The following is a 13,503-nucleotide window of genomic DNA, read 5'->3' on the forward strand; positions in this document are numbered from 1 at the left end:
ATCATGCGCAACCAATCACGGACTGATGTGCACCGCGCCGATGCAACCGGCGCAAATTTGTTAATGATGAGGTTCGTGAATGCCCCGCAGTGTATGGTTCAAGGTTATTTTAGTGCTGGCGGCCCTTTGGGCGCCGTTAAGTCAGGCAGATACCGGATGGCAACCGATTCAGGACACTATCCGCAAAAGTGAAAAAGATCCCCGGCAGTATCAGGCAATTCGTCTGGATAATGGCATGGTGGTTCTGCTGGTTTCCGATCCGCAGGCGGTGAAATCGCTGTCTGCACTGGTGGTGCCCGTGGGATCGTTGCAGGATCCCGTCGAACACCAGGGGCTGGCGCATTTCCTCGAGCACATGACGCTGATGGGCTCACAAAAATACCCGCAGCCTGACAGCCTCGCCGAATTCCTCAAAATGCACGGCGGCAGTCATAACGCCAGTACCGCGCCTTATCGCACCGCGTTCTATCTTGAAGTTGAGAACGATGCGCTGGATGGTGCGGTCGATCGCCTGGCGGATGCCATTGCGGCCCCGTTGCTCGATAAAAAATATGCCGACCGCGAACGCAATGCCGTCAATGCCGAGCTGACCATGGCGCGGACCCGGGACGGGATGCGTATGGCGCAGGTCAGTGCCGAAACCATTAACCCGGCTCACCCGGCATCACATTTTTCCGGTGGTAACCTCGAAACGCTCAGCGACAAGCCCGGCAAACCGGTGCTCGATGCCCTGCATGCTTTCCGTGATAGCTGGTACTCGGCGAACCTGATGAAAGCGGTGATTTACAGCAATAAACCGCTGCCGGAGCTGGCAAGTATCGCGGCCACTACCTATGGCCGGGTACCCAACCACAATATCAGCAAACCGGAGATCACCGTTCCGGTGGTGACCGATGCGCAAAAGGGCATCATCATCCACTACGTTCCGGCGATGCCGCGTAAAGTGCTGCGCATTGAATTCCGTATTGATAACAATAGCGACCAGTTCCGCAGTAAAACCGACGAGCTGGTGACCTATATGATAGGGAACCGCAGCCCGGGGACCTTATCCGACTGGTTGCAGCAGCAAGGCCTGGTGGAAGGCATTCGCGCGGACTCCGATCCGGCGGTGAATGGCAACAGCGGCGTGCTGGCGATTTCCGCGACCCTGACGGATAAGGGCCTGGCGAACCGCGATGAAGTCGCCGCGGCGATCTTCAGCTACCTTAACCTGCTGCGTAGTCAGGGCATCGACAAACGCTATTTCGATGAGCTGTCTCACGTTCTGGCGCTCGATTTCCGCTATCCCTCGATCAACCGCGATATGGACTACGTTGAATGGCTGGCGGATACCATGATCCGCGTACCGGTAGAGCATACGCTGGACGTGGTGAATATTGCCGACCGGTACGACCCTCAGGCGATTAAAGACCGGCTGGCAATGATGACCCCGCAAAACGCCCGTGTCTGGTATATCAGCCCGCAGGAACCGCATAACAAAACCGCCTACTTTGTGAATGCGCCCTATCAGGTCGACAAGATTAGCCCCCAGACCTTTAGCGACTGGCAGCAGAAGGCGAGCGCTATCGACCTCAAGCTGCCGGTGCTGAACCCCTATATTCCTGACGATTTTACGCTGATTAAAAGCGACAAAGCCTACCCGCATCCGCAACTGATCGTCGATGAGCCGACGCTGCGCGTGGTCTACGCGCCGAGCCAGTACTTCGCCAGTGAACCGAAGGCCGATGTCTCGTTGGTGCTGCGCAACCCGCAGGCCATGGATAGCGCCCGCAGCCAGGTGATGTTTGCCCTGAATGATTATCTGGCGGGTATCGCGCTTGACCAGCTCAGTAATCAGGCGGCGGTCGGGGGAATCAGCTTCTCTACCGGCGCCAATAACGGGTTAATGGTCAATGCCAATGGCTACACCCAGCGCCTGCCGCAACTGTTTACCGCACTGCTGGATGGCTATTTCAGCTACACGCCGACCGAAGAACAGCTGGCGCAGGCGAAGTCCTGGTACGCACAGATGATGGACTCGGCGGAGAAAGGGAAAGCGTACGACCTGGCGATTATGCCGGTACAGATGCTGTCTCAGGTGCCTTATTTCCAGCGGGAAGAGCGCCGTGGGCTGCTGCCGTCGATCACCCTGAAAGAGGTCCTGGCCTACCGGGACAACCTGAAAGCCAAAGGACGACCGGAGCTGATGGTCATCGGTAATCTCAGCGCCGAGCAGTCCACCGCGATGGCTCGCCAGATCCAGCAACAGCTGGGGGCTGATGGTAACGAGTGGTGCCGGAACAAAGATGTGCTGATCAACAGCCAGCAGCTGGCGATTTTTGAAAAAGCCGGTAACAGCACCGACTCGGCGCTGGCCGCGGTCTTTGCGCCACCTGACGCCGATGAGTACAGCAGTTCCGCCGCCAGCTCCCTGCTCGGGCAGATTATTCAGCCGTGGTTCTATACCCAACTGCGTACCGAAGAGCAGCTTGGCTACGCGGTCTTTGCCTTCCCGATGAACATCGGCCGCCAGTGGGGGATGGGCTTCCTGTTGCAAAGCAGTGATAAACAGCCGGCGTTCCTCTGGCAACGCTTTAAGGCCTTTTTCCCCACGGCTGAAGCCAAACTGCGGGCCATGAGCCCGGCAGAGTTTGCGCAAATCCAGCAGGCGGTGATTGGCCAGATGACCCAGGCGCCGCAAACCCTCGGCGGGGAAGCCTCGCAGCTGAGCAAAGATTTCGATCGCGGTAATATGCGTTTCGATTCACGTGATAAAGTAGTGGCTCAGATAAAACTGCTGACGCCGCACAAACTTGCCGACTTCTTCCATCAGACGGTGGTGGATCCGCAAGGCATGGCGATATTGTCCCAGGTCTCCGGCAGCCAGAATGGCAAGACCGATTACGTCCACCCTGAGGGTGGCAAAGTCTGGGAAAACGTCAGCGCATTGCAGAAATCCTTACCCCTGATGCGAGAGAACGAATGACCGAAACCGCCGAGCCTCTGAATCCTCTGCGCTTGCCCTTAACGGGCGAGCGCCTGATAGAAGCCTCTGCGGGCACCGGAAAAACCTTTACCATCGCCGCACTCTACCTGCGGCTGTTGCTGGGACTCGGCGGTGAATCCGCCTTTCCCCGGGCGGTCAGCGTGGAAGAGTTGCTGGTGGTGACTTTCACCGAGGCGGCCACCGAAGAACTCCGTGGCCGTATCCGCAGCAATATCCATGACCTGCGCATTGCCTGCCTGCGTGAAAGCACGACCGATCCCCTCTATGCCGCGTTGCTGGCCGAAATCCCGGATAAAACTCAGGCGGCGAACACGCTGCTGCTGGCAGAACGGCAGATGGACGAAGCGGCGGTGTTCACCATTCACGGCTTCTGCCAACGGATGCTGAGCCTGAACGCCTTTGAGTCAGGCATGCTGTTCGAACAGCAACTGATCGAAGATGAATCCCGGCTGCGCTACCAGGCCTGTGCCGACTTCTGGCGCCGCCACTGTTACCCGCTGCCGCGCGACATTGCCGCGGTGATCCACGAGGCATGGAAAGGCCCGCGCGATCTGTTGAAATCTCTCGACCGCTGGTTACAGGGCGAAGCCCCGCAGCTCAAATCCCCGCCCGCGCCCGAAGAGACGCTGGCTGAACGTCATCAGCAAATCATTACCCGTATCAATGCGCTGAAAGCACAGTGGCGCGAGCAGGTTGGTGAGATTGAAGGCGTGCTGGAGAGCTCCGGCATTGACCGGCGCAAGTTCAATCGTGGCAATCAGGGTAAGTGGATCGACAAGATCAACGCCTGGGCTCAGGAAGAGACGCTAAGCTACCTGCTGCCCGACGCGCTGGAGAAATTCTCTCAGCCCTTCCTGTATGAACGCACCAAGGCCGATGGCGAGCCGCCGGTACATCCGCTGTTCAGCGCGGTGGAACAGCTGCTGGCCTCTCCGCTGACGCTGACGGATCTGGTGATGGCCAGGGCGATGGTGGAGATCCGCGACGCGGTGGCACGGGAAAAACGTCGCCGCGGCGAGCTGGGTTTTGACGACATGCTCAGTCGGCTGGATGCTGCGCTGCATGGCGAAAGCGCAGACGCGCTGGCCAGCGCTATCCGCCAGCGTTTCCCGGTGGCGATGATCGATGAATTCCAGGATACCGATCCGCAGCAGTATCGTATTTTCCGCCGTATCTGGCGGCACCAGCCGGAGACGGCGCTGCTGCTGATCGGCGATCCCAAACAGGCCATCTATGCCTTCCGTGGTGCGGACATTTTCACCTATATGAAAGCCCGTGGTGACGTTGCGGCTCACTACACGCTTGACACCAACTGGCGTTCTGCCCCCGGGATGGTGGAAAGCGTTAACCGCCTGTTTGGCCTCAGCGATAACCCCTTTATGTTCCGGGAAATCCCCTTTTTGCCGGTCAAAGCGGCCGGGAAGAACCACGGGCTGCGGTTTACCGTTGATAACGCCGCGGTGCCGGCGATGAACATCTGGCTGATGCCGGGTGAGGCCGTCGGGGCGGGCGAGTATCAGGCGTATATGGCGCAGCTGTGCGCGGCGCAAATTCGCGACTGGTTAAGCGCCGGTCAGCAGGGAAGCGCGCTGCTCTGGCGCGGGGACGCTGCCCGGCCGGTCCAGGCCTCGGATATGACGGTGCTGGTGCGTAACCGCCAGGAAGCCTCGTTGATCCGGGACGCCTTGCGGGCGCTGGCGATCCCGTCGGTATACCTTTCGAACCGTGACAGCGTATTTGAAACCCCGGAAGCGCAGGAGATATTGTGGATCCTGCAGGCGGTGCTGGCTCCGGAGCGCGAAAATACGCTGCGCAGCGCGCTGGCGACCTCGGTCTTTGGCCTGAACGCGCTGGATATCGAAAGCCTTAATCAGGACGAACGCGCGTGGGATGCGCTGGTTGAGGAGTTCAGCGAATATCGGCAAATCTGGCGCCAGCGTGGCGTGATGCCGATGCTGCGGGCGCTGATGAGCGCGCGGAAAATTGCGGAAAACCTGCTGGTGACGGTCGGCGGCGAGCGCCGGTTAACGGATATTCTGCACATCAGCGAACTGCTCCAGGAGGCGGCCAACCAGTTGGAGAGCGAACATGCGCTGGTCCGTTGGTTGACGCAGCACATCGCCGAACCGGACAGCAATGCCTCAAGCCAGCAGATGCGCCTGGAGAGCGACAAGCACCTGGTGCAAATTGTCACCGTGCATAAATCGAAAGGTCTGGAATACCCGTTGGTCTGGCTGCCGTTTATCGCGCGTTTTCGTAAGCAGGATCAGGCGTTTTATCACGACCGTGACTCCTTCGCTGCGGTACTTGATCTCGACGAAAACGAGGGCAGCCTGGAGCTGGCGGAAGCGGAGCGCCTGGCAGAGGACTTACGTCTGCTGTACGTTGCACTGACCCGTGCGGTCTGGCATTGCAGTCTCGGCGTCGCACCACTCAGCACCCGCCGCAGCGACAAACCCGGCGCCAGTGATTTTCATCAAAGCGCCCTGGGGCGCCTGCTGCAGGGCGGCGAAGCGATGGATGCCGCCGGGCTGACGGCGCGTCTGCAGGCCTTATGCTGCGATGATATTGCGTTGCAAACCCCAGCGGCGCTGGACCCGACACCCTGGCAGGCGCCGCAGGAGGCGTTGCCGCCGCTGTCAGCAAGGTTCCTGACGCGCCAGGTGACGGACGACTGGCGTGTCACCAGCTATTCCGGGCTACAGCAGCATGGCCATAGCCAGGCTCAGGATCTGCTGCCCCGTCTTGACGTCGATGCCGCTGGCGTCGGCGAGGTGGCCGACGATCCACAGCTTACTCCGCATCAGTTCCCGCGCGGCGCATCGCCGGGGACCTTCCTGCACAGCCTGTTTGAAGATCTCGATTTCACCCAGCCGGTGCCTGCCGAGTGGATGGCGACACAGCTGCAGTCCGGCGGCTTCGGCGAGCAGTGGACGCCGGTCCTGACCCAGTGGCTGGATGACGTACTGCGTACGCCGTTGCCGGGTGCCGGTATCGCGCTAAATCAGCTTAGTGCGGGCGATAAACAGGTGGAGATGGCCTTCTATTTACCCATTGAACAGCGGCTGGATCCGCAGCGGCTGGATGCCATGATTCGCCGCTACGATCCTCTCTCCATCGACTGCCCGCCGCTGGATTTCCGCCAGGTTCGCGGCATGTTAAAAGGCTTTATTGACCTCGTGTTCCGCCATAACGGTCGCTACTATCTGCTGGATTACAAATCGAACTGGCTGGGACCAGACCGCGAGGCCTACACCCGCCAGGCGATGGAACAGGCCATGCGCGGGCATCGCTACGATTTGCAGTACCAGCTCTATAGCCTGGCGCTGCACCGCTATTTGCGGCATCGCATCGCTGACTACCAATATGAACACCATTTCGGCGGCGTGATTTATCTCTTTTTGCGCGGCATTGACGGCCAGGGCGGTGAGCAGGGGATATTTACCACCCGTCCCGCTCAGCCGCTGATTGACGGCCTGGATGCGCTGTTTGCCGGAGACGTTCAGGAGAGCATGTCATGACAATGGATGAACTGTTGCTGGAAGCGGCAAATCAGCGGGTGTTACGCCCGCTAGACGTGCAGTTTGCGCTGATGGTGGCGCACGATGCGCATCCGGCGGTGAAACTGGCGGCCGCGGTGCTGAGCCGCGATGCCGGAGAAGGCCACGTCTGTCTGCCGGTGTCGCGCCTGCGCTCTGCGGAGTTTCTGGGTGGTAAAGCCAGCGAGATGCGCGAACAACTTCTGGCTCTGGCGGGATCGCCGGATGACTGGCCGGCGCTGCTGCTGGCGTCGTCTGCGGTTAGCGTTGGCGATCGTCCGACGCCGATGATCCTCTGCGGCGAACGGCTCTATCTCAACCGCATGTGGCGAAATGAGCTAACCGTGGCCCATTTCTTTAACGAGGCGAACCAGGTTATCGAGGTGAACGATGCCCGGCTGGCCGCCACGCTGGATGCCCTGTTCCCGGCAAGCGATGAGACCGACTGGCAAAAAGTTGCCGCCGCGGTTGCCCTGACCCGTCGTATTTCGGTGATTTCCGGCGGCCCCGGTACCGGGAAAACCACCACCGTCGCCAGACTGCTGGCGGCGTTGATTCAGACCACTCACCAGCCGCGCTGCCGTATCCGTCTGGCGGCCCCGACCGGGAAAGCCGCCGCCAGATTGACCGAGTCGCTGGGGGACGCGCTGCGTCGCCTTCCGCTAAGTGATGAACAAAAAGCGCTGCTGCCCAGCGAGGCCAGCACGCTGCACCGTCTGCTGGGCGCCCAGCCAGGCAGCCAACGTCTGCGCTATCACGCCGGTAACCCGTTGCATCTGGACGTACTGGTTGTGGATGAGGCCTCGATGATTGACCTGCCGATGATGGCGCGGCTGATTGACGCGCTGCCGGAACACGGGCGGGTTATTTTCCTCGGCGACCGCGATCAGCTGGCATCGGTAGAGGCCGGGGCGGTGCTCGGGGATATCTGTGCCTGGGTGAATGCCGGCTATACCGCCGGGCGTGCGGAACAGCTGACGAAGCTGACCGGCTATGCGCTGCCGGCCGGAGAAGGTGAAATTGCCGGTGCGCTGCGCGACAGCCTGTGTCTGCTGCAAAAAAGCTACCGTTTTGGCAGTCATTCCGGGATCGGCAGCCTGGCTCGGGCGGTGAATAATGGCGATCGCCAGGGCGTCAGGGCGACGTTACGCCAGCCGTTTGACGATATCGTCTTGCATCCGCTGAGCACCACCGAGGAATACGCCGCGATGCTCGCCCAGTCGCAGGATGGATATGGCCACTATCTACAGCTGCTGCGTGAACGGGCTGAGCCCGAAGTGCTGCTCGCTGCTTTCGCGGAGTTCCAGCTACTGTGCGCCCTGCGTGACGGCCCATATGGCGTCAGCGGCGTAAATGAACAGCTGGAGCAACGGCTAAACCGCAACCGGGCGATTTCGCTGCCGCGCCACTCGCGCTGGTATGAAGGGCGTCCGGTGATGATTTCGCGCAACGATAGTGCGTTAGGACTGTTTAATGGCGATATCGGGATTGCGCTGGAACGAGGGGAAGGGCTGCGGGTCTGGTTCCCGATGCCGGATGGCAGTATTAAGTCGGTACAGCCGAGCCGTTTGCCAGAGCATGACACCGCGTGGGCGATGACGGTGCATAAATCACAGGGGTCGGAGTTTGATCATGCGGCATTGATTCTGCCAGCGAAGAGCGTTCCGCTGGTGACCCGCGAGCTGGTCTATACCGCGATCACCCGCGCAAAACAGCGTTTATCGATGTATGCCGACGAGCAGGTGCTGCTCCAGGCTATCGTTGCCCGCACCGAGCGGCGCAGCGGACTGGCGGATATTTTCGCCAGTCATCAATAGAAGCAGGAACCCCGGCGGGCGACGGACAAGAGTCGCCCGGATAAGGCGTTTACGCCACTATCCGGGAGGGGGCGCTTTAGCCGAGGTCGGCCATCATCACTTTTGAACGGCGCTGATAGTTGTACATCTCTTTCTTACTTTCCGGCAGCAGGTCGATATCCACTGGTGTGAAGCCGCGCTCCTGGAACCAGTGAATGCTGCGGGTGGTGAGAACAAACAGTTTGCTCAGCCCCATTTGCTTCGCCTGGGTGGCAATCCGGTTAAGCAGCACTTCGCCGCGGGATGAACTGCGGTAATCCGGATGCACCGCCACGCAGGCCATTTCACCGATTTTCTCTTCCGGGAACGGATAAAGCGCGGCACAGGCAATGGTGGTGTTATCACGCTGAATAATGGTGAACTTATCGATCTCCATTTCCAGCTGCTCACGGGAGCGGCGCACCAGAATCCCCTGTTGCTCCAGCGGGCTAATCAGTTCGAGGATCCCGCCGATATCGTTAATGGTGGCGCGGCGAATCTGCTCCGCACTCTCCATGACGATCTGGGTCCCGATGCCGTCGCGTGAGAACAGCTCCTGCAGCAAGGCGCCATCTTCCTGATAGCTGATCAGGTGGCAGCGACGGACGCCGCTACGACAGGCTTTCACCGCGCCACGCAGAAAACGCACCGTGCCGGAGTTGTAATCTTCTTCCGCTTCCAGCTCTTCCACCCGGACCTGGGCTTCGTTCGGGAACAGCTCCGGAACAATCTCGCCATCCTGGTTGTAAACGCCTTGCGAGGAGCAGAAGCCGATCATTTTCTCGGCCTTCAGCTTAATAGCCAGCTGAGTTGCGATCTCTTCCGAGGTCAGATTGAAGCTTTCGCCAGTCACCGAAACGGCAACCGGTCCCATCAGGACGATGGCGCCGTTATCCAGTTGGCGGTGGATAGCTTCTTCATCGATGCGGCGGATGCGTCCGCTATGGCAATAATCAACGCCGTCATCGACGCCCAGCGGCTGGGCGATAATAAAGTTGCCGCTCACCACGTTAATATGGGCGCCCTGCAGCGGGGTATTGTTCAGGCTCATCGACAGGCGTGCGGTAATTTCCAGCTGCAGCATACCGGCAGCCTGCTTCACCAGTTCGAGGGTTTTGGCGTCGGTTACGCGGGTCTGTTTATGGTAGACCGGCTCGTGACGGTGCTCCGACAGATTGGCGTCAATCTGCGGACGGGCGCCATAGACCACCACCAGGCGGATGCCCAGGCTGTGTAACAGACCGATGTCATTGACTATGCTGGAGAAATTTTCATGCTCAATCGCTTCACCGCCAAGCATGATGACAAACGTTTTTCCCCGATGAGCGTTAATATAGGGGACTGAATGGCGGAATCCTTCTACCAGTTCGGTGCGACGTTCCTTCACCATGACAAACCCTCAATGCATGATTATTCGTAATAAGTGTATTTTTATTCTGTTTTGCCGTTAAACGCAAGCCTAAATTTATGGCTAAATTGATAAAAATCTGTGGCCAAATCCGTGTTCTCTAAGTTTGTTTACCCTTTTATTGATGACAGGTTATGCCGCTTTGGTTAAAGTTTCTGGTCAATCTGTTTGTTTTGAATACCAGTACGTTTTATTGCTTGGGAGTGGCATGCCGGGATACAAGTCAGGATTAAGCCGCCGTCACCTGTTAAAAGGGGCGGGTGCGATGTGGTTAATGAGCGTCAGCCCGATAGGTTTCGCTGCGGCGGCGCAGGTCGTCGCCGTCCGTGTCTGGCCGTCGTCAACCTATACCCGCGTGACGGTAGAATCTAATCATGTGCTGAAATACCGGCAGTTTGCGTTGAGCAATCCGGAACGGCTGGTGGTGGATCTGGAAGGGGTGAACCTGAACTCCGTGCTCAAAGGCATGGGAGGGAGCATCCGCGATGACGATCCCTACATTAAATCCGCGCGCGTCGGGCAATTTGATCCCCAGACGGTGCGGATGGTGTTTGAACTGAAGCAAAACGTCAAACCTCAGCTGTTTGCCCTGGCGCCGGTGGCCGGCTTTAAAGAGCGTCTGGTGATGGATCTCTATCCGTCCAACGCCACCGATGTGCAGGATCCTCTGTTGGCCCTGCTGGAAGATTACAACAAAGGCGACCTCGAACGGCAGGTGCCGCCTGCGGAGAGCGGCCCGAAGCCGGGGAAAGCCGGGCGCGATCGGCCGATTGTGATCATGCTCGATCCGGGCCACGGCGGCGAAGATTCCGGTGCGGTAGGCAAATACCATACCCGCGAGAAGGACGTGGTGCTGCAGATTGCCCGCCGGCTACGGGCGTTAATCGAAAAAGAGGGCAATATGCGGGCTTACATGACCCGCAATGAAGATGTCTTCATTCCGTTAAAGGTGCGCGTTGCCAAGGCGCAAAAACAGCGTGCCGATCTGTTCGTCTCCATTCACGCCGATGCCTTTACCAGCCGGCAGCCGCGGGGTTCTTCGGTCTTTGCCCTGTCGACCAAAGGGGCGACCAGTACCGCCGCGAAGTATCTCGCGCAAACCCAGAACGCCTCTGACCTGGTGGGGGGCGTCAGCAAGAGCGGCGATCGCTACGTCGACCATACGATGTTCGATATGGTGCAGTCGCTGACCATCGCTGATAGCCTGAAATTCGGGAAAGCGGTGCTGCAAAAAATGGGTAAGGTGAATAGCCTGCATAAAAACCAGGTCGAGCAGGCGGGCTTTGCGGTGCTGAAAGCGCCGGATATTCCGTCGATCCTCGTGGAAACGGCGTTTATCAGTAACGTTGAAGAAGAGCGTAAGCTGAAAACGGCCACCTTCCAGCAGCAGGTGGCCGAGTCCATTCTTGCAGGGATCAAAGCCTACTTCGCCGATGGTGCAACGCTGGCAAGACGCGGTTAATCAACACGGGAGCAGGAAATGGCGCTACTGAAGAGCGCGCATGGCGGTAATACCCGGGAAGCCGCAGCGCTGCTGGGGATTACCGCGGAACAGCTGCTGGATTTTAGCGCCAATATTAACCCGGCCGGCATGCCGGAAAGCCTCCGGTGTGCGCTGATTGATAACCTCGCCTGCGCTCAGCATTACCCCGACCTTGATTATCAGCAGCTGCACCTTGCGCTGGCCGAACATCACCAGATCCCCGCCGCGTGGATCCTCGCGGGAAATGGTGAAACCGAATCTATTTTTACGCTGGTCAACGGCCTGAAACCGCGTTCGGCGATGGTGGTAACGCCGGGTTTCGCGGAGTATCGCCGTGCGCTACAGGCGATTGATTGCGTTCCCCGAAGCTATGCGCTGCGCGAAGAAGACGGCTGGCAGCTGACCGAGGCCATTCTTGACGTGCTGACGCCGGATCTGGACTGTCTGTTCCTTTGTACCCCCAATAATCCCACCGGCCTGCTGCCGGAGCGTCCATTGCTTGAGGCGATTGCCGACCGCTGCCAGACCGCCGGTATTGCGCTGATTCTGGACGAAGCGTTTCTTGATTTTATCCCCGACCAACCGGGGTTTATCCCTTTCCTGCAGCATAACCCGCATATCTGGGTGCTACGGTCGCTCACCAAGTTTTACGCAATTCCCGGCCTGCGTCTGGGCTATCTGGTGAACAGCGATGAACAAGCCGTGGCCCGACTGCGCGAGAAGCAGATGCCCTGGTCGATCAATGCCTTTGCCGCGCTGGCCGGCGAGGTAGTCCTCAAGGATCGCGCTTATCAACAGGCGACCTGGCAATGGCTGGCGCAGGAGGGGGGACGCTTTTACGAGGCGTTGAACCAGCTTGATGATCTGACCGTCTATCCGGGACGGGCCAACTATCTGTTTTTGCGCTGCAATCGTGAGGGGCTCGACCTGCAACAGGCGTTGTTGCAGCAGCATATTTTGATCCGCAGCTGCGCGAACTATCCGGGCCTGGGTGAGGGTTATTATCGTGTGGCGATTCGCAGCCTGGAAGAGAATCAGCGTCTGCTTACGGCGCTCCGCACTATCATGGCATAATAGCGCCCCCTGATGCCTCCATCATCGGGGCAGACTATCACCAACAGGTGCCAGGGAAGGGGGTAATACTTCCCCGCAGCGACCACTCTGAACAGGAACAGGGTATGGCGGTAACACTCCATCCATACATTTTCATCCACCGACTGGTGGCCGCGAGGCGTAAGCCATGACGCTGCTGGCCTGGTGTGTCGCCTGGGTTCTCGATGTTTTGATCGGCGATCCCCCGCGGTGGCCGCATCCGGTGCGCTGGATGGGCAATCTCATTACCTTTATTCAATCTCTCGTTCGTCGGTATTGTCGCAGTGACCGCGCGCTGCGCATCGGCGGTGCCGTGCTGTGGCTGACCGTCGTCGGTCTGACGTGGGGGCTGAGTTGGGCGGTGCTGAATATCGCCCGGCATATCCATCCCTGGCTGGGCTGGGGCATTGAAGTGTGGCTGATCTTTACGCTGCTGGCCGGTCGTTGCCTCGCGGACTCTGCCCGGGAGGTCGAATGTCCGCTGCGGGCTGGCGACCTGGCGCAAAGCCGCGAAAAGCTCTCCTGGATCGTCGGGCGCGATACCTCTCAACTGCAGCCTGAACAGATTAACCGCGCGGTGGTGGAAACGGTGGCCGAGAACACCGTCGACGGCATTATCGCGCCGCTGTTCTTCTTATTGCTGGGCGGCGTGCCGCTGGCGATGGCCTACAAAGCGGTGAACACCCTCGATTCAATGGTGGGGTATAAGCATCAAAAATATCGCGCCATTGGTATGGTCAGCGCCCGCCTCGACGACGTCGCGAATTATATTCCTGCCCGCCTGAGCTGGCTGCTGATCGGCCTCGCAGCGTTCTTATGCCGCAACGACGGCGCGCGTGCCCTGCGGATCGGCTGGCGCGATCGTTATTGCCACAGCAGCCCCAATTGCGCGTGGTCAGAAGCCAGCGTGGCTGGGGCGTTAGGTATTCGCCTCGGCGGCCCGAATGACTATTTTGGCGAGCGGGTGGAAAAACCGTGGATTGGCGACGCCGTGCGCGATATTGCGGTCGATGATATTCCCCGGACCATTCGCCTGATGTGGGTCGCCTCGACGTTAGCCCTGGTACTGTTTATGGTGCTGCGCTATCTGTGGGCAGGTGCGGCCTGAGCGCCGGCACAGAAAACAAAATAGATTGCAATGACATGCGAGAAAACGCGAG

7 protein-coding genes are annotated in these 13,503 nt (G+C 59.2%); 6 read left to right on the top strand and 1 reads right to left on the bottom strand.

The genetic code is table 11. The features are described from left to right. The first annotated feature begins 79 nt into the window (after positions 1-79). Genes ptrA through recD form a run of 3 tightly spaced genes read left to right on the top strand, consistent with a single transcriptional unit; the run spans position 80 to position 8,342 of the window. Positions 80-2,965, top strand: coding sequence for an insulinase family protein (gene ptrA, locus ACMYSN_RS19785; RefSeq protein WP_462495892.1), 2,886 nt, complete (start codon positions 80-82; stop codon positions 2,963-2,965). Continuing rightward, on the top strand, positions 2,962-6,507 hold the full coding sequence (recB, locus tag ACMYSN_RS19790) for an exodeoxyribonuclease V subunit beta (RefSeq protein WP_462495893.1): 3,546 nt from the start codon (positions 2,962-2,964) through the stop codon (positions 6,505-6,507). The genes ptrA and recB overlap by 4 nt, the downstream gene beginning before the upstream one ends. Continuing rightward, entirely contained in the window at positions 6,504-8,342 is a 1,839-nt protein-coding gene (gene recD / locus ACMYSN_RS19795; protein WP_462495894.1) for an exodeoxyribonuclease V subunit alpha, read from the top strand. Before recB ends, recD begins: the two co-directional genes overlap by 4 nt. Positions 8,343-8,418: 76 nt before the next feature. On the opposite strand, the gene argA is transcribed toward recD, so the two are convergent. Then, positions 8,419-9,750, bottom strand: coding sequence for an amino-acid N-acetyltransferase (gene argA, locus ACMYSN_RS19800; RefSeq protein WP_123756679.1), 1,332 nt, complete (start codon positions 9,748-9,750; stop codon positions 8,419-8,421). Positions 9,751-9,976: 226 nt separating this feature from the next. Here argA and amiC point away from each other — a divergent pair, with 226 nt between their 5' ends. The 3 genes from amiC to cbiB all read left to right on the top strand — a co-directional run bounded on the left by amiC (position 9,977) and on the right by cbiB (position 13,451). Further along, entirely contained in the window at positions 9,977-11,230 is a 1,254-nt protein-coding gene (gene amiC / locus ACMYSN_RS19805; protein ID WP_462495895.1) for an N-acetylmuramoyl-L-alanine amidase, read from the top strand. Positions 11,231-11,248: 18 nt separating this feature from the next. Next, positions 11,249-12,325, top strand: coding sequence for a threonine-phosphate decarboxylase (gene cobD, locus ACMYSN_RS19810; protein ID WP_462495896.1), 1,077 nt, complete (start codon positions 11,249-11,251; stop codon positions 12,323-12,325). 166 nt (positions 12,326-12,491) lie between these two features. Continuing rightward, positions 12,492-13,451, top strand: coding sequence for a CobD/CbiB family cobalamin biosynthesis protein (gene cbiB / locus ACMYSN_RS19815; protein WP_462495897.1), 960 nt, complete (start codon positions 12,492-12,494; stop codon positions 13,449-13,451). Positions 13,452-13,503: the final 52 nt, after the last annotated feature.

The sequence above is a fragment of the Klebsiella sp. R445 genome (assembly GCF_051131755.1).
GTDB classification, from domain to species: Bacteria; Pseudomonadota; Gammaproteobacteria; order Enterobacterales; family Enterobacteriaceae; genus Klebsiella; species Klebsiella lignicola.